Raw genomic sequence first — 17,174 nt, 5'->3', positions numbered from 1 at the left:
GAGGCGGGCGCTCGTCGGTCCTGACGGACCTCCTCGCGAAGAGCGCCCGAAAGGGCGCGATGAGCGTCCCCGGTCGCAGCGTCGGAACGCAAAGCAGGGGCCGCCGTCGCTCTCGCGCCGGCGCCCGGTTCCGACTAGAGACAGGCGATGCAAGGCGACTTCGAGATCTTCCTCGCCACCCTGCCCGGCCTCGAGCCGCTGCTGGCGGACGAGGCGCGCGAGGCGGGCTTTCCCCTGCCCCAGGTGCAGCCGGGCGGCGTGGCCCTCCGCGGCGGCTGGGCCGAGGTCTGGCGCGCGAATCTGGAGCTGCGCGGCGCGAGCCGGGTGCTGGCGCGGATCGGGGGCTTTCCCGTCTTCCACCTCGCGCAGCTCGACAAGCGGGCACGCAAGCTGGACTGGCGCGCGCTATTCCGGCCGGACGTACCCGTGAAGGTGGAGGCGGTCTGCCGCCGCTCGAAGATCTACCACGACCGCGCCGCGGCGGCCCGCGTCGCCGGCGCGCTCGAGGCGGCAGGCATACCCGTCGGAGACGGCGGCGTACGGCTCACGGCGCGGATCGAGGCCAACTACTGCACCCTCAGCGTGGACACCTCCGGCGCGCCGCTGCACCAGCGCGGGCACAAGCAGGCCGTGGGCAAGGCCCCCCTGCGCGAGACCCTGGCCGCGCTCTTTCTGCGCGCCTGCGGCTACAGGGGCACCGAGCCCGTGGTGGACCCGATGTGCGGCTCGGGCACCTTCGTGATCGAGGCGGCGGAGATGGCCCTGGGCCTCGCGCCCGGTCGGTCGCGGTCCTTCGCCTTCGAGCAGCTCGCCAGCTTCGACGCGCGCGCCTGGGACGCGATGAAGGCGGCGCACGGCCGCGGAACGACGAGGCTGCGCTTCAAGGGCTTCGACAGGGACGCGGGCGCGGTGCGAACGGCAGCCGAGAACGCCGAGCGCGCCGGCGTGGCGGACAGCTGCGCCTTCGCCCGGGCCGCCGTCAGCGACCTGACGCCGCCCGAGGGGTCGCCTGGCCTCGTGATCGCCAATCCGCCCTATGGCGGACGCGTGGGAGACAGGAAGGCCCTCTACGCGCTCTACGGCGCCTTCGGCGCAGTACTGCGCGACCGTTTCGCCGGCTGGCGCGTGGGCATAGTGACCTCCGTTCCCGCCCTGGCGCAGGCGACGGGACTTTCGCTGGACGCTGGCCCGCCGGTGCCGCACGGCGGCCTCAAGGTGCGGCTCCATCGGGGCGCCATCTAGAGAGGCCTGGCACCTCCCGGCGCCGCCTCCGGCGCACCCGTCCGCCCTTACGGGACTGTGGATCCAACCCGACGCGGGCTTTTTCTAACCACTTGGGCGGCGCGGACCTGCGCCGCATGAAACCTCGGATCATGCGTCGTTCCCCGCGACATCTTCGTACCTCATGGCGTCACGTGGGCTGGGGCCGCCCGCGCATTTCCGTCGCGGTGATCGAGCAGGCTCCATCGCTGCGAAGCGACGCCTGGGGGCCGTTCCGCCGCGCCTGCCTCGATGGCCGCGGCCGCGCCCCTGATCGCATCGAGGAGCGGCTCGAGCCTCGCGCCGGACTCGCTCTGCGCCGTGGCGACGAAGACATCCACGGAACACTCGGGCGCGCCCGACAGCGGATGCAACGCCCCGCACTCTCCTCGGCTGCTCTGCGTGGACGCGCACGGCGCATGGACCTTCCACGAGGCGATGCCGATCCTGCGCGGCAGCGGCGAGCGCGACTTCATCCTCGAGGAGCCCTGTGCGCGCTACGAGACCAACCCCTCGGTGCGGCTGCACACCAACCTGCCGATGAAGCTCGACGAGTCGATCGACGACCTGCGTTCGCTGCTCAAGGCGCAGGAGGATCAGACCGCCGACATCGTCGGCATCAAGCTGCCGAATTTCGGCGGGCTCACGGGCGCGCGGCTGGTGCCGGACTCTGCGAGCGGCTTGGCATGGTGATGCACATCGAATGCGTCCTCGGCAGCGAGATCACGAGTTCGGCCGTCGCGCATCTGGCCATTTCGACCGCGCCGCGGCATCTTCTGAACGCGAGCCACTACGGCGACTACTTCGACGCCTCGCTCGGCGAGGGCAGCGCGCGCGTGGAGGGCGGGCGGATCGTCGTGGACGATCGCCCCGGACTCGGCCTGCGCATCGACGAGGCCGCGCTCGGCCCGCCGCTCATGAGCTTCGGGGCCGAGGCCCGGCCCAGGCGCGCCGCCTCCGGGCGCGGCGCGGCGGTGGGAGAAGAGGCATGAGCGAAACGGTTGCAGTCATCGGCGCCGGTCCCGCGGGCATCGCGGCGGCGCGGTATCTGAAGGGTCAGGGCTTCGCGCCCGTGCTGTTCGAGGCGCATGACGCGCCGGGCGGTCAGTGGAACCGGCAGAACCCCCGCAGCGGCATCTGGCCGGAGATGCGGACCAACACGGCGCGCATGGTCACGAAGCTGTCGGACGGCACCTATCCCGAGGGCACGGCCCTCTTTCCGCGCAACGGCGAGGTGCTGGCGATGCTGCGCGCCTTGGCCGAGCGCTTCGGGCTGCTGGACGACGCGCGCTTCGGCGCCGAGGTGACCGGCCTTTGCCGCGATGGCGCGGGCTGGCGGGTGACCTGGAACGACGGGGCGGGCGAGCACGCCGAGAGCTTCCCGCGCGCGGTCGTCGCCACGGGGCGCTTCAACCGGCCCTGGGCGCCGGAGGTGCCGGGGCTCGGAGATTTCTCCGGCGCGCTCGGGGTGCGCCACAGCTTCGACTACGACGGCCCGGAGGCCTGGCGCGGCAAGCGCGTGGTGATCGCCGGCGGCGCGACCTCGGCGGTCGAGATCGCCTCGGACCTCGCGATGGCGGGCGCGGCGCGCGTCCACGTCGCCCAGCGCCGGCAGCGCTATGTGATCCCCAAGGTCGTGGCCGGCGTGCCGATCGAGTATCTGGGCCTCACGCTCGGCGCGGCCCGCGCGGCGGAGACGGCGCCGCCCGACCGGCTGGCCGCCGAGCGCGACCGCTTCATCAAGGAGATCGGCGGGAACCCGGCGGCCTACGGCTGCCCGCCCGCCGACCCGGACGTGGAGAAGGCGGGCGTGACGGGCTGCCCCTACTACCTCGATCTCGTGGCCGAGGATCGCATCACCGTGCATTCCTGGATCGCGCGGGTCGAGGGGCGGCGCGTCACCTTCGCCGACGGCACGGCGATCGAGGCCGACGGCATCCTGATGGCCACGGGCTTCCGTCTGTCGCTGCCGTTCCTGTCGGACGAGATCGCGCGGACTGTCCGGCTCTCGCCCGCCGACATGGAACTCGCCGAGTTCACGCTGCATCCGGACCTGCCCGGCCTCGCCTTTCTCGGCTTCTGGCCGCAGTTCGGGCCCTACATGGTCGCGCTGGAGCAACAGGCGCGCTTCGTGGCCTACGCCTGGGGCGGCGCCGCGCCGATGCCTTCCGACGCGGCGCTCCGCGCCGCGGTCAAGCCGCTCTCGGCAACCGGCGCGCCGGGCGGCGGGCACCAGGCGCATGTCATGGCGCTCCGCTTCGCGCGTCTGGCCGGCGTTGCCCCGCCCGGGACGCTCGCCCGGCGGGCCGTCCTTGACCGGAGCCCGGTGACTGGCGAGACGTGTCGCCTCACCGGGCCGGACGCCGACCCCGGTGCCGAGAGGCGCCTGCGCCACGATTTCGACCTCTTCGCCCCCGCAGACGTCCGCGCCGGTCCGGCCGCGCTGCCGCGGCGCGACGGCTCGGACGCCGCATGAAACGCAATCGCAGGGAGGAGAATGCAAAGACCCGTTACATGCTGACCGGGCGGGGCTTGCACCCGATGGCCGCGCCGACCGCAGATAGGTTCCGCGCCGGCCGCGTCACGCGGCGCGAATACCCAGCGACCATGGCGGGCCTCGGCGTGAGCGCGGCGCGCGCGCTCGCGCTGCGCGGGCTGCCCGCGCCGGCCGCGGCCCAGAGAGCACGCCCCAACCCGGCGGCCTGCTGCGCCTCTCGATGGCGGTGAAGGCCTTCGAGGAGCCACGGCAGATCGACTGGGTGCACATCCCCACCATTGCGGTGCCAGCGCAACGAGCACCTCGTGCGCTGGAACCGCGATTTCACCTTCGAGCCCTGGCTGCTGGAAAGCTGGGACGTGAGCGACGAGGCGAGCACCCATCTGCACAACATCCGTCCCGGCGTGCAGTGGTCGAACGGCGACACGCTCGATGCCGACGAGGTGATCCGAGCCCGTGGTGCGGCGCGTGGAAGCCAAACGCGGGATCGCCGTCTCCGTCGGTGATGGCGTGGCCATTCGGCACTGCGCCCCTCGACACGCGCGGCGGCCGCGATACGCCGTGTTTTGTGTGCCAGTCGTTCCCGTGTAGTCTGGCCGTCAAGGCCGGAGTAAGCGGATGCGAAGCGGATCTCGGACAGTGCGGACGATGTTCTTCGTGGCGGTGGGCGCCCTGACTGCGCCCCCGGTCATCGCGCAGGATCTCACCGTCACGAGCTGGGGCGGCAGTTATGCCGAAAGCCAGCGCAACGCCTACGGTCAGTCTTTCGAGGCAGAGACCGGCCTGAAGATACGCTGGGAGGAGTATGGCGGCGGGCTCGACGCCGTGCGGGCGCAGGTCGAGGCGGAGACTGTGCAATGGGACGTGCTCGACGTGCTGGCCGCCGATGCGCGCGCGGGATGCCGCGCAGGCCTGTTCGAACGCCTGCCCGCGTCGATCTTCGCCGAGAGCGGCGCGCTCGATGATCTCGTCGTCGCGCGCCCGAACGATTGCGTCGCGCCCAACATCGTCTGGTCCTGGGTGACGGCCTGGCGCGTCGCGGCCTTTCCGCAGGCACGCCCGGAGACGATCGCCGACTTCTTCGACCGCGACGCCTTTCCCGGGCGACGTGCCATAGGGGCCTTCCCCCAGGCCAATCTCGAGATGGCGCTGGTGGCCGACGGCGTCGCGCCCGGCGAGGTCTATGACGTGCTGTCCACCGACGCGGGCGTCGAGCGTGCCTTTGCGCAGCTCTCCGAGCTGGGCCCCGACCTCGCCTTCTGGTCGGCCGGCGAGGAGCCGCTGGACCTGATGCGCGAGGGCGCGGTCGCGATGACCACGGTCTACAATGGCCGGATCGGCGCGGCGCGGTTGAACGGCGCAGAAGGCTTTCGCACGATCTGGGACGGACAGGTGCTGGAAGAGGAATGGTTCGTCGTCCCGCAGGGCGCGCCGAACCGCGAGGCGGCGCTCGCCTTCGTCGCGCATGTCGCCGAAACCCGCCAGCAGGCCGCGCAGGCGCGCTGGATCACCTACGGCCCGATGCGGCGTTCGGCCCTCGACCTGATCGCGCGGAACGAACCGTGGTTTCACAACGGGCGCGAGGTGCTGCCGCACCTGCCCTCGACCCGGGCGCGGCTCGGGCGGAGCATCGTGCTCGACGCCGACTGGTGGGCGGAGAACGGCGAGGAGATGCGCGCCCGCTTCGCGGCCTGGCGGCGCGAGATGGGGTCGTGACGCCTCAGTCCGGGTGATGGTCGCGCACGGCACAGCTCGACTCCAGGAGAATGGACGCCCAGTGAAAGCCCGGATCGATCCCGTGGGCTTCCAGGAACGCTTCCTGCAGCTTGTAGGCATCCCATTCCATCGCCTGCCCGCAATACCAGTGCTTCGCCTCCACCTGGCGGTGGTGGATGAGCTCGTGCAGCAGCACGCTCTGGTCCTCGGGCCTGTCGGCGAACCAGGGGCGCAGCAGGTAGATCGTCGCCGTCTCCGCGTCGTATACGCCCCGGATCGTCCCGCCCAGCAGGGTGGTCTGCCCGTGGTGGTCGAGCGCGTAGCCCGGCTCGACGAGGCGGATGGCGGCAAGCGGCCTTTGCGCCTCGGGATAGTCGCTGTAAGCCGTGATCCAGGCATCGAGCGTCGGCAGGAGGGCAGCGATCGCCCGCGGCTCATGTGGCGAGCGCGCCCCCTCGACCGGCGTCGTCGGGCCGTCGGCACCCGCGGGCGGACACACGGCGACGAACGTGGCGCAAAACAGAACGCGGAACAGGGTCATGGCAGCCTCCGGCGGGGGATTCGGTGGATCTCCTCCGAAAGGCTCCCCTGGCGCGCTCAAGCCGCGCTCAGCCGTGTCTCAAGCACCTCTCAAATCTTACAATGAATTGATAATACGAACTTTTGTCGGGGCGCACCGATCCGAAACTCCTTGCGCCAGCGGTGCGGAACGTGAACCATTGGGGCATGAGCCGGCTCGACCTGCGATGCCTCGGGGGCTTCGAGGCGCGGATCGGGGGCGAGGCTGCCGACCTCGGCCCCCGCAAGGTGCGCGCCCTCGCCGTCCGGCTGGCCATGGCGGACGGCGCTCCCATCGAGCGCGAGGCGCTGGCCGCCCTGCTCTGGCCGCGAAGCGCCCAGCGGCAGGCGGCGAACTCGCTCAATCAGGCGCTCTACACCCTGCGGCGCGCGCTCGATGCGGGCGGCTGCGCCGCCCTGGCCTCCGAGTCGGAAAGGGTGCGCCTGGACCCTGCCGCGGTCTGGGTGGACGCATTGGATCTCGAGCGACTGGCGGTGCGAAGCGACGCCGCTTCGCTGACGGCGGCGTTCGATCTCCACGGCGGACCCTTCCTCGACGGCCTCGTCGTGCCGTCGGACGCGTTCGAGGACTGGGCGAGGAGCGAGCGGATGCGCCTCGCCGATCTCGCGGTGCGGGCGGGGCACGCGCTGCTTGGGCGCGATCCCGACGCCGCGGGCGCGTTGGCAGCCCGGCTCCTCGGGATCGACCCCTACGATGAAATCGCGCTGCGCGCGCTGATGCAGCACCACCTGCGCGCGGGCCGACCGGCGCGCGCGCTGGAACTCTACGAAGCCCTGCGAATCCGTCTGCGCGACGAGCTCGCCGCCGAGCCCGCGCCGGAAACCCGGGCCTTGGCGCAAGGCATCCGATCGCGCCGGCCGGAGGGGTGGCCGGAGGCCACACAAAGGTCAGTGAAGGCCGAGCGCGTGTCGCCTCGCGGTGTCGCAGCGGCCCAGCGGGACAAGGAAAACCGCTTCCCAGGGCCCCGGCTCGTTCGCAGAGGCGCCGTCGCCCTGGCTCTCGTGCTGATCCCGGCTGCGGTCTTTCTATGGCGCGGCCCGGGCATCGGACCAGCGGCCGAGGAGCCGATTCTGCTGCTCGCTCCGCCCGTCGCCGAAGCGGGCGAGGCGTCGGATCTCTTGCGCGCGGGCGGTTTCGTCGAGGATCTGTCAGCGGCGCTCACGCGGGTTCCCGGGGTGCGGATACTGTCGAGCGAAACGGCGCGCAGCAGACCGCGATGGGACGTGCCGTCGGCCCGCGCGGCCGGAGCCTCGCATCTGCTGCTGACGCGCGTGGAGACGGCAGCGGAGGCTGTCGTGCTCGACATGCGGCTTCTGGAACTCCGCGACGACACCGAGGTGATGGCGCTGCGTCAGCGCGTCTCGCCGCGGGCGCTGACCGGTTTCCGCGACCGCTTGATCGAAGAGGTTGCCCGAAACCTGGGCGCACAGTTCGACGCGCCGAAGCACGCCCATGATCCTCCGACGCTGGTGGCGGCGGCCTACGACGCCTGGCTCCTCGGGCTGGCCGCCCAGAAGAGCGGCGGCGCGGCGGGCGCGGCGCGGGCGCTCGCAAGGTTCGAGGCCGCCCTGCGCGCCGACCCGCACTTCGCCGCAGCGCGCGCAGGACAGGCGGAACTCTACTTCGCCGCGGCGTTCGTGTCGCAGGCCTACGCCGAGGCACTGCAACTCAATTGGCTGCAAGCCTACGAGGCGATGAAGCTGCGGCTCGCGGCCTTGCCCGGCGATCTGCCCGCAGTGGCGGCCCTGGAGGCGCGCCTCGCGTTGCGACGGTTCGATGTCGAAGCTGCCGTGGATCTCGCGCGCGCGGCGGTGCGTGCCGCGCCAGGTGAAGCCGAGACGCACCGCGTTCTTGCCGAGGCGCTCGCTTTCGCCGGAGAGGCCGAGGCGGCGCTCGAGGCGGCGCGCACTGCGCTGGCGCTCAACCCGGGCCGACCCTCCGCGGCGCTGGCCGCGCGCGGGCTCGCGCATTTCGCCGGCGGAGACCTGCTTGCGGCGCGCGAGGCACTCGCGGCGGCGGTGGCCGCCGCCGAGGTGCCGCCGGCACGAGACCTGGCGCTTCTGGCCGCGGTGCAAGGACTTGCAGGCGCGGACGAGGAGGCGCGGGCGACCCTCCTCCGCTACGTCGCCGCGCTCGAGGACCGTCCGCGCCGCCTTTGGCAGATCGCCGGCGCGCTGATCGCGGACCCGCGCGCCATGACCTGGACGCGCCCGGGGCTGGCGGAGACCGTGGCGGCCTTTCCCTTCCGGGAGGCTCGGGTGGTCGATCGCCTGGCACAGGGGCTCGTCGCCGCGGGCATCGCGCGGGCCGACCTCGGATACTATCATCTGGACGCCCCCCGGCGCCTCGACGGCGACGAGGTGCAGGCGCTCGTCTTCGGGCGCGAGATCGCCGGGCGCGGCGCCGTCGAGCCTTTCGCCGCATGGCGCCAGACGCGAACCCCGGAGGGCGACCTGTTCCAGCCCTCGCGTTTCGGGCCCACGATCCTCGCGCGGGAGGGACGCTCCGCCGTGGTGGGCGATGCGCTCTGCGATGGCTGGCGCGCGGAAAGCACCGACCTGACGTCTTGCGCGCTGGTCTTTCAGCTCGACGGCGGCACAGCTCTGCCGGGATCCTATACCCTGACCACGGAGCTCGGCGTGTTCGCCTTCGACCCGCGCTGAGCATTCCCCCTGACGATCCCCAGAGGGTCGTCTGCAGCTTCCCGAAGATCGCGACGGCTTCTTCCGCGTTGTCGAAGAAGTGGCCGTAGATGTCCATGTTCAACTTGATCGAGGCGTGGCCGAGGAGGAGCTCGATCCGCTTGGGGGTCCAGCCCTGCTCGATGAAGAGCGAGGCGGCGGCTTGGCGCAGGGCGTCGATGCCGAAGCTCTGGTCGCCGTCGTCGTCGGGGATGCAGAGATCGACCGCCATCGGCCGGAAGACCCGGTTGCAGATGCCGGCACAGTTCTGCGGCTTGCCGTTCGAATTGGAGAAGACGCGGCCGAGGTCGCTCTCGGGCGCCCTGCCCCGCCGGTCCTCGATTCTGCGCTGCACCGTGGCCGGCATGGGGATGGCGCAGAAGCCTGTGCTCGCCGGGCGCCGATCTGGCCGTAGGCGCCGGCGCTCTGGCGCAGGCCCACGGCGCAGCGCTGGAAGTCGCCGGCTTCCCGGAGAAGCCCGCGCAGTCCGGAGATGCGATGCCAGTCAGGATCGCGGTGACGGAGGGCACCCGATGATTCCCGGCGCGCGATCCTTGATCATCTGCCGTGCGGGGTCCGCCCCTCTACGACGATTTTTCGTTGCATTCACGCTACAGGATGCGTCCTATGGATTGTGCCAGAGTGTCAGTGTGGATTTCGTTGATGGTTCGGTTCGCGCACGAGCGCGCCATCACCCGAAAGGGCCCAAGACGGCATCGAAGCCTTTTTTCCGGCGGCAGCCGGATCACCCTTCATGACCGTGCCGATGCGTCGCTCCGTATCGAGGAGGGGTTTCTCGGAGCCGTGAAGGTGGGCCGCGTCACGACCACCGGCCACGACGTCGAACTGTTCGAACCCGGTGGCGTCACCCTGCTGATGCCGCTGCGCGGCAGGGCGCAGGTGGACACGGGCGAACGGCGACTGGAGGCCGGGCCGGGCGGCGCGCTGCTGCTGCCCGCCGGACGGCGGATGACGCGGGTCGAACCGGACCGGTCGGGCATCTACCTCGGGTCGCCTGTCATCCTGCCCATCTGCGCTGACCGGGGCCTCCCGCCGGCCTTCAGGCCGCGCGGGGCAACGCCGACCGGATCGACGCTGGAGCAGCACACGATCTCGCTCTACCGCTGGCTCTACGACGAGGTGGAGGCCGAAAGCCCTTTGCTCGACCGGGAGAAGTCGCGCGATGCCTGGATCGAGTCGCTTTACGACAGCTTCGCGGCGCTGCTCGCCGAGGACGAGCGTCCACGCCGCGAAGAAGCGTCGCGCGCCGAGATGCGGGTCCGGCAGGCCGAGGAGTATATGCGCGCCCACCTGGACGAGGCCACCGTCGCCGATGTAGCCCGGGCCTGCGGTGTCACGGTCCGCACGCTCGACATGGCGTTTCGACAGGTGCGTGACGCCACTCCGAAGTCGATCCTGACGGCCTTGCGCCTGCAGGAAGCGCGGCGTCTGCTGCTCGCGCCGGAGGGTCCGGCGACGGTGACGGAGGCCTGCTTCCGCGCGGGCCTCGGCCACCCAAGCCGGTTCGCGCAAGCCTACAGGGCATCCTTCGGCGAGAGCCCGTCCCGCACACTGGCGGCGCGCCGCGGCTGAGCCGCGGAAACCCGGCTCGCTCACGGGAATTTGTACGCGGATTTCTCATTCTGGATAGTCGTTTCGTCTGGCGGATAGAGCCGCCGTCGGGGTGCTGGCATGGTCTATCCATACATCCGGACCCGCCTGCGATGTCCGGGACAATCGAGACGACCCCGGAGCGACCGCGTAGGGAAGCGCGACGCCCGGGACAAAGGGGACCATCCGAATGCAAGACATGCGCGCAGTCGCCGGGCGCGCGTCCGAAGGCCGCGAACCACCACGCCGCGCGTGCCCGGGCGACCTCGGCGGTCCGGTTATCCGACCCGTGGCGACAGCCTTTGGCCAGGTCGCTGAAATCGTCGGGGCCGGCAGCCTTAAGCCGATCGTTTCTGACGGCGCGCGCGTGGACTTCCACCCCGCGCAGCAGATAAGAGCAGCCTGTCGCGTGGCGCGTCTGGGTCCGACGACCGTTACCGAGACCGTGTCCTCGGGACACGATGTCGCTGTTCCCGCACAGGAGTGGCCGTCGCTCATGCTGCAGATGGGCGGGCGGTCCAGAGTCCGGCACGGCCGCATCATCATCAGGGCGCGCGCAGGCGATGGGCTGATCATGCCGCCGGGTTCGCGGCGATCACGGGCCGAGGCCGCGAACAAGCAGGCCTTCCGCGGCCTCTGCATCCCCCTTCCCAAGGAGACAGTTGCACAGGCGTGGCGAGGCATCGGCCCCGTCCACCTGCGGGGAGACACCGCAGCGCACGCCACGCTTCTGGGACTGGTCAGGCTGCTCTACGCCGAGATCGAAGGCGGCAGTCGCTTGCTTTCACGTCCTTCCGTATCGGAAGGCTGGATCAATCTTTTGGTCGAGGCCGTGGCGCAGGCTGCCGAGACCGCGGTGCTCGGCGGACGCGGCGAGCCGGTGCGTCGCGCCGCGCAACTCGTGCAGCAGGCGGAAGACGCGATACAGGCAGACCTCGCCGAGATCGCGTCACCGACGGATCTGGCGTTGCGCTGCGGCGTGTCGCTGCGAACGCTGCAGGCGGCATTCGCGGCCGAGCGCGGACACAGCCCGCAAGCGGCCCTGAATCTCATGCGCCTTCATGCGGTGCGCCGGTCGCTGGCGGATCGCGCGGGCCCCGACACGGTGACCGAGGCCTACGGCGACTGCGGCGTTAATCACCACAGCCGCTTCTCCGCCGCCTACAAGCGCCAGTTCGGCGAATACCCCTCCGAAACACTGAAGAACCGCTGACGGGCCTGCGCCGCGGCGTGCGCTGTCGCCCGCGTCGCGCCGCGGCGGCGGCGCGGCCTGTAGTCATGCGGGGGCAGACTTTTTTCCCTTCGCCTGCGCGTTTCGGACAGCACCTTCGCGGAGCGGATAGCGCGCGCGCCGCCATACGGCGAACCTCGGATTGCAGAGTCGGGGCAAGGGCGCATGGACGCCCGCCGCGTCGGCGGGATCGCAGCGCCGGACACGCGGGGAAGGTGCGCCCGGCGGCAAATGGGGGAAGTCGCATGGAAGACGCCATCGGCACGGGCACAGGGCTCCTCGCCGGCATCGTGATCGCCGTTCTGGTGGGCGCGGTCATGGGCTGGGTCGCCAGCCTGATCGTCAAGGGCCACGGCTCGGGCTTCTGGACCAACGTATTGGCCGGCATCGGCGGCGCCGTGCTGGCGCGGCTCGTCCTGCACGCGCTGGGGATCGGCAGCGCCAGCACGCTCGTCGCTCTTGGCGCCGCCCTTACGGGCGCAGTCGTGGTGTTGCTGGCGCTCGGCGCGGTGAGGCGGGCATGAGCGCGCCAAGACCCGCCGATCCCCATGCCTTGGCCTGCGTACGAAGAGCCATGAAGGGCGCCGCGATATGACCTTCGACATCCCGCACATGATCGCGACGGGCGTGGTGGTCCTCGCCGTGCTCTACGCGGTGGACCGCTCCGGCGTGACGCATGGCGTGAGCCGCAGGCGGTCCGCGCTGGTCAAGTTCGGCGCGATCTTCGTGGCGATCGGCATCCTCAACCTCGTCTGGCCCTACGGCGCCACGGCCGGAAGCTAGACCTTCGCGCAAAGGAGACACGGCATGAGCAAGGTTCTGTTATCGGTCATCTTCCTCGTCGTCGGGCTGATCATCGGAGGGCTGGGCGGCGGTGTTCTTGGCCTCGGCGGCGGGGCCGGCATAGGCGTCGAGACGGGCCTGTCGGCCGGGCTCTGCGGCACGGTCGAGGCCGCGCGCGCCGAGGGCTTCGTGACCGACGACGAGGTGTCCCGGCTCTTCGAGGCGGCCGTCGCGGAGATCAGCGACCTCGCCCCGGAGGACGGCGCGGCGGACGGCGCGATGGCCATGAACCCGGACGATTGCGCGGCCGTGCTCGCGCGCATCCGCGAGACGGCAGGCGATTAGGCCGCCCGGACGGATTTCATTAACCCAAGACGGAGCGAGACGACATGACCTTCAGATCAGGCGCGGCGCTGGCCCTTGGCTTTCTGTTCGCGGCAGGCGCGACGCAGGCCGAGATCCCGCCCTTCACGGCCGAGTGCCCGACGGGGATCACCGTGACGTGGGACGCGGCCGGCATCGTCCGTGTCAACGGCGCGCAGGCAGAGGTGCGGATGTACAATCCGCAGTATTTCGAGGCCACCGCGGGCGGCATCACCTTCCCCATCAGCAGCGAGGAAGACGGCAGCGGCCTGCTCGTCGGCTACAACCCGCCGGGCAGTGCGGGCGGGTTCTGCACGATCGTCTCGCAGGGCAGCGCGCCGGCGCAGGCGGAGACGACCGCTGGCGCCGACGGCCCTGATCACTTCGCGGTCAGCGTATCGGGCCGTCTCAACGTGCGCTCCGCGCCCTCCACCGGGGCGACGATCGTGGGCAAGTTGCCGTCGGGCACCGTCGTCGAGAACCTCGGCTGCCGCCAGGCGGAAGGCCGCAGCTGGTGCCACATCTCGGACGGCGACGCCTCGGGCTGGGCGGCGGCGGAGTTCCTGACGGAGGCCAGCGGCCCCGTGCGTTCGCCGCGCGCGACCCCCGTGACGCAGGGCGGATCCGCCAGCCACACCGTCGAGCGGGTCCAGTTCCCGCGAGGCTCGAGCGGGACCGAGTTCACCGACAGCCTCGATCCGCAGGCCTCCCACCGCTACCTGCTGGGCGCGCGGAGCGGCCAGTTCCTCTATTTCCGGCTCGCCGCCAACGGCCCCGGCATGACCTACGTCATCTACAACCCCGACGGGTCCGTCCTCCTGGACGAGACGAGCGCCGACCGCGAGTACCGCGGCCAGCTCTGGCAGTCCGGCGATCACATCGTCGAGGTCTACAACACCGCCAACGGCCGGCAATCCTTCAACGTGATCTTCGGGATCGACTGAACGGCCTGCGCTTCCAAAACCCAGACACCGGAAAGGGACGACATGAAGAACATAGCGAAGACCATGGTCGGTATCGGGCTGTTGGCGGGGCTGTCGGCCTGCATGGAGACGACAGGCAGCCCGACGGCCAGCCAGATGCCTGCCGCACCGGGCGGCCCGCCCTTCATCGAGGGCAGCTTCAGCGCGAGCCAGGCGGCGGTCGATTCCTGCCGCAACCTGCTGGCCTCGCAGACCACGGGCGGCGTGCGCGTCGTGGGCTCCGAGTCCTCGGAGGCCAACCACGCCGTCTACATGCGCGTGGGCGAGAACGGCGCGCCCTGGCGCTGCCTCGTCGGCGGCGACGGGCGCAACCCCTCGGTCATGTTCCTGGGCAGCGAAGGCTTCGCGTGAACGACGGCCGCGACTGGTGTTCACCACTGATGGAGACAGACAGATGACCCTTCTAATCCTTGCGCGGCGTGCCGCGCTCGCCCTCGCCGCGGCAGGTTTCCTGGCCACCCCTGCGCTCGCCATGGACGAGGTCTCGCGCATCGACGTGGAGGCAGATTTCGGCCGTCCGCTCGACGAGGGCTCCGAACCCTACATGGAGACGATCGCCGCGGACCTGACCCGCGCCATCGGTCAGCGCGTGCACATGGTCGACGCGGGCGAGGGGCTGATCCTCCGTGTCGCGGTGCGCGAGCTGCTGGCCGACGCCGTGCCGCTCTGGCCGATCACCAACGCGTTCGACGGCATCTCCGGCGTCGTGGCGATCTCGGCGCCCGGCGACAGCGAAGTGATGTACAGCTATCCGGTGATGGTCGGCGCCTTCGGCAAGGACGTGGTCGCGCCCGACGGCTACACCGTGATCTCGCCCACCGACGAGCAGATGTACGCCGGCCTCATCTGGGGCTTCGCCGACCTGGTGGCGAAGGAGCTGGCCCGGATCAACCCCGCGCTCGTGCCGCAGGAGTACCACTGAGCTGAGCGCAGGCCGCGAGGTGACCGGGGCGCGCATTCCCCGGCCACGGCCGCCGGCCGTCAAATCCCCAGGGCGGCGGGCGGTTCTTCCCCAGGCAGGTCGGGTCTTCGGAACCGGCCTGCCACCTCCCCGAAAGTTCGACAGGATCGACCGATGAACAAGCCCAGACCGTTCCGCGCCGCGACCGCCGCCGCAGTGGCGCTCGCCCTCGCCGCAAGCCCCGCCGCAGCCCTCGACAAGCAGCAGCGCGAGGCCGTCGCCGGCGCGCTCGCCATCCTAGGCATCGCCGCGCTCGCGCATCACGAGAAGCACCATCAGGAAGGCCGCGCACCGCAGACCGCCGACGAGACCGCCGAGTTCGAACGCGGATACCGGGCCGGGCTGCACAACGACGCCTATCGTGGCTCGACGATCGCCTATGGCGACGGCTTTTCCGCCGGCATGAAGGAACGCGAGAACCGCCTGGCGCGCACCCGGGAGCAAAGCGAGGGCCCGAATGCGCCGACCCTCGCGCTGCGCGGCTGCGTGGGCGAGGCTTCGGCCCGCTGGGGCACCAATCCGCGCAACATCCACGTGGTGAACTCGACGCAGGTGGCGCGCGACGACTTCTACGTCGAGGTGGCCGCCGGCCACCGGCACGCGGTCTGCGAGATGAGCGCGCAGGGCCGCGTCTATCTCTTCCAGGACGGGCACAGGCTGGCCGGCTGAACCGCCGCGCTTTCGTCCCTCGCCACGCGCGGCCAGCGGACAGCCTGCCCCGGCCCGCGCCCCTCGCATGACCCGAGGGGCGCGGATCCACGACCCTCTCGCGCGCGCCTCGCGCCGCACCGATGGAGACACAGCCATGACACGACCCGCCACACTCGCCCTGGCCGCCGCGCTCGTCGCGGTGCTCGCCACACCGCCCGCGGCACGAGAGAGCCGCACCGAGCGGGTGGCCTTTCCCGCCGGGACGACCGGCACCACGATCGAGGGGAGTATCACCGGCTACGAGGCCGTCGACTACCTTGTCGGCGCCGAGGCCGGGCAACGCATGATGGTGACGCTCGAGACCGGTCACACCGCCACCTATTTCAACGTCTACGAACCCGGCAAGGGGCCGGGAGAAGAGGCGCTGGCGGTCTCGCAATTCGGCGGCGTGCATCCGATGGTGCCCGACATCAACCGCTTCGACGCGACGCTGCCCACCTCGGGCGACTACACGATCTCGGTCTACATGATGCGCTCCGCCGCCCGGCGCGACGAGACGGCCGAGTACCGCCTGCGCATCGAGATCCCCGCCGCGCAGACGATGACGGAGACGGTCGAACGTGACTATGCCGACGGGCTGCAGGGCGGGCCGGATTTCTGGCAGGTGCGCCTCGCCGACCGGACCAGCCGGCTGAACGTGCATTCCGGCCCATCGGCGGGCGCGCCGGTGATCGGCCGGCTCGCCCACGGCAAGACGCTGCGCAACGCCGGCGGTTGCCGGATGGCCGAGGGACGCCGCTGGTGCGACGTGAGCGACACGCGCGGCCTGCGCGGCTGGGTCGCGGGCGCGTTCCTGATCGAGGCCGCGCCGCCTGCGCCCGATCGCCCCGTGCTGCCCGCGCATGCAGCCGTGCCCTCGGCGGACCCGGTGGATGGCGCCGCGCCCGCCTTCGTCGTGCGGCTCGCCAACCGCGGCGGCCTGCTCAACATGCACGGCGCGCCCTCGGCCGCCGCGCCGGTCATCGCGCAGCTGCCCTTCGGCGCGACGGTGCGCAATGCCGGCGGCTGCACGGTGGCCGAGGGCCGGCGCTGGTGCGATGTCGCTGACGCGCGCGGCCACCGTGGCTGGGTAGCGGCGCAGTTCCTCGTCCCCGGCGAGACGGACGTGATCGAACTGCACGGCTCGGTCGCCTTCCACGCCGTGGAGGAGATCCCGACCGACCTGATCCCTGCCGACTCGGGAGCGCGCGCCGCGTCGACGGTGGCTGGGACGATGCCCGAGATCCCCGAGCCGCACGCCGGGCGGCGCGAGATCCCCTCGGGCACGCCGCCTTATTTCGGAACCTTCGGCGCCAGCGCCGTCGCCGTCCGGGCGGCGCCGGAGGCCGGGGCGCAGACGGTTTTCACCGTGATGCCGGGAACCGTGCTGCGCAACCTCGGCTGCGAGGGGGCCTGGTGCGAGGTCGGCTCCGTCGGCGATGATCGCACCGGTTGGGCCGAGGCGGCCTGGCTGGAGCCCGCGGAGTCCGCGCTGCGCGCCGGCCAGGGGGTCTTCGACGCCACCGGGCTGATCACCTGCACGCAAGCGGCCAGCGCACCTGCGCGGGACTGCGCCTTCGGCGTCGCGCGCGACGGCGGCGGCTCCGCCACCCTGGTGGTCATCCGCCCCGACGGGATGCGGCGCGCGCTCTTCTTCGAGAACGGCGCCTTCGTCTCGACCGACGCCAGCCAGGCGGGCGGCGGCTTCGACACCGAGGCCACGCGCGCGGGCGACACCACGATCGTGCGCATCGACGACGAGCGCTACGAAATCCCAGACGCCGCGCTCTACGGCGGGTAGGCGTTGCCGCCCGCGGA

Annotated in this window: 18 protein-coding genes and 1 pseudogene; 18 read left to right on the top strand and 1 reads right to left on the bottom strand. The window is 71.4% G+C overall.

Going from position 1 to position 17,174, the window contains the following annotated elements; translation table 11 throughout:
• Positions 1–147: 147 nt before the first annotated feature.
• The 6 genes and pseudogenes from DRV85_RS14340 to DRV85_RS14315 all read left to right on the top strand — a co-directional run bounded on the left by DRV85_RS14340 (position 148) and on the right by DRV85_RS14315 (position 5,473).
• Positions 148–1,242, top strand: a complete 1,095-nt coding sequence (locus tag DRV85_RS14340) for a THUMP domain-containing class I SAM-dependent RNA methyltransferase (RefSeq protein WP_113290167.1) — start codon at positions 148–150, stop codon at positions 1,240–1,242.
• Positions 1,243–1,512: 270 nt separating this feature from the next.
• Positions 1,513–2,252 (top strand): annotated as a pseudogene (locus DRV85_RS19795) (enolase C-terminal domain-like protein).
• Positions 2,249–3,736 (top strand): flavin-containing monooxygenase, encoded by a 1,488-nt coding sequence (locus tag DRV85_RS14325; RefSeq protein WP_113290164.1) that lies wholly within the window; start codon positions 2,249–2,251, stop codon positions 3,734–3,736. The pseudogene DRV85_RS19795 and the gene DRV85_RS14325 overlap by 4 nt, the downstream one beginning before the upstream one ends.
• The gene (locus DRV85_RS19415) at positions 3,733–3,987 is read left to right on the top strand and encodes a hypothetical protein (protein ID WP_199525950.1); all 255 of its coding nucleotides are present in this window, start codon (positions 3,733–3,735) and stop codon (positions 3,985–3,987) included. The genes DRV85_RS14325 and DRV85_RS19415 overlap by 4 nt, the downstream gene beginning before the upstream one ends.
• A gap of 75 nt (positions 3,988–4,062) precedes the next feature.
• A complete protein-coding gene (locus tag DRV85_RS19410; protein ID WP_199525948.1) occupies positions 4,063–4,263 on the top strand; it encodes an ABC transporter substrate-binding protein in 201 nt (66 codons plus the stop codon).
• Positions 4,264–4,375: 112 nt separating this feature from the next.
• Positions 4,376–5,473, top strand: coding sequence for an extracellular solute-binding protein (locus DRV85_RS14315; RefSeq protein WP_113290163.1), 1,098 nt, complete (start codon positions 4,376–4,378; stop codon positions 5,471–5,473).
• A 4-nt stretch (positions 5,474–5,477) separates the two neighbouring features.
• Here DRV85_RS14315 and DRV85_RS14310 read toward each other — a convergent pair whose 3' ends face one another.
• The gene (locus DRV85_RS14310) at positions 5,478–5,972 is read right to left on the bottom strand and encodes a DUF6647 family protein (protein ID WP_147238857.1); all 495 of its coding nucleotides are present in this window, start codon (positions 5,970–5,972) and stop codon (positions 5,478–5,480) included.
• A gap of 227 nt (positions 5,973–6,199) precedes the next feature.
• Here DRV85_RS14310 and DRV85_RS14305 point away from each other — a divergent pair, with 227 nt between their 5' ends.
• The 12 genes from DRV85_RS14305 to DRV85_RS14255 all read left to right on the top strand — a co-directional run bounded on the left by DRV85_RS14305 (position 6,200) and on the right by DRV85_RS14255 (position 17,157).
• Positions 6,200–8,716: a BTAD domain-containing putative transcriptional regulator gene (locus DRV85_RS14305; RefSeq protein ID WP_113290161.1), complete on the top strand. Its 2,517-nt coding sequence runs from the start codon at positions 6,200–6,202 to the stop codon at positions 8,714–8,716.
• Between the two features lie 115 nt (positions 8,717–8,831).
• Entirely contained in the window at positions 8,832–9,149 is a 318-nt protein-coding gene (locus DRV85_RS19550; RefSeq protein WP_147238856.1) for a hypothetical protein, read from the top strand.
• 248 nt (positions 9,150–9,397) lie between these two features.
• On the top strand, positions 9,398–10,327 hold the full coding sequence (locus tag DRV85_RS14300) for a helix-turn-helix transcriptional regulator (protein WP_158540167.1): 930 nt from the start codon (positions 9,398–9,400) through the stop codon (positions 10,325–10,327).
• Positions 10,328–10,535: 208 nt separating this feature from the next.
• Positions 10,536–11,558, top strand: coding sequence for an AraC family transcriptional regulator (locus tag DRV85_RS14295; RefSeq protein WP_113290159.1), 1,023 nt, complete (start codon positions 10,536–10,538; stop codon positions 11,556–11,558).
• Positions 11,559–11,821: 263 nt separating this feature from the next.
• Complete coding sequence (locus tag DRV85_RS14290; protein WP_113290158.1) at positions 11,822–12,100, top strand: GlsB/YeaQ/YmgE family stress response membrane protein; 279 nt, start codon at positions 11,822–11,824, stop codon at positions 12,098–12,100.
• Positions 12,101–12,167: 67 nt separating this feature from the next.
• Positions 12,168–12,359 carry a hypothetical protein gene (locus DRV85_RS14285; RefSeq protein WP_113290157.1) on the top strand — a complete coding sequence of 64 codons (192 nt, stop codon included), beginning with the start codon at positions 12,168–12,170 and terminating at the stop codon, positions 12,357–12,359.
• Positions 12,360–12,383: 24 nt separating this feature from the next.
• Positions 12,384–12,704, top strand: a complete 321-nt coding sequence (locus tag DRV85_RS14280; protein WP_113290156.1) for a hypothetical protein — start codon at positions 12,384–12,386, stop codon at positions 12,702–12,704.
• Positions 12,705–12,748: 44 nt separating this feature from the next.
• Positions 12,749–13,666 (top strand): SH3 domain-containing protein, encoded by a 918-nt coding sequence (locus tag DRV85_RS14275; protein WP_113290155.1) that lies wholly within the window; start codon positions 12,749–12,751, stop codon positions 13,664–13,666.
• Positions 13,667–13,708: 42 nt separating this feature from the next.
• On the top strand, positions 13,709–14,056 hold the full coding sequence (locus DRV85_RS14270) for a hypothetical protein (protein ID WP_113290154.1): 348 nt from the start codon (positions 13,709–13,711) through the stop codon (positions 14,054–14,056).
• Between the two features lie 43 nt (positions 14,057–14,099).
• Positions 14,100–14,627 (top strand): hypothetical protein, encoded by a 528-nt coding sequence (locus DRV85_RS14265; protein WP_113290153.1) that lies wholly within the window; start codon positions 14,100–14,102, stop codon positions 14,625–14,627.
• Between the two features lie 153 nt (positions 14,628–14,780).
• Positions 14,781–15,335, top strand: a complete 555-nt coding sequence (locus DRV85_RS14260; protein ID WP_113290152.1) for a hypothetical protein — start codon at positions 14,781–14,783, stop codon at positions 15,333–15,335.
• A 136-nt stretch (positions 15,336–15,471) separates the two neighbouring features.
• Positions 15,472–17,157 (top strand): SH3 domain-containing protein, encoded by a 1,686-nt coding sequence (locus DRV85_RS14255; RefSeq protein WP_158540165.1) that lies wholly within the window; start codon positions 15,472–15,474, stop codon positions 17,155–17,157.
• Positions 17,158–17,174 lie beyond the last annotated feature (17 nt).

Origin of the sequence: Rhodosalinus halophilus, assembly GCF_003298775.1 — a bacterium.
In the GTDB taxonomy this organism is placed as follows: domain Bacteria; phylum Pseudomonadota; class Alphaproteobacteria; order Rhodobacterales; family Rhodobacteraceae; genus Rhodosalinus; species Rhodosalinus halophilus.
This window is presented reverse-complemented; position numbering and strand designations above follow the sequence as displayed.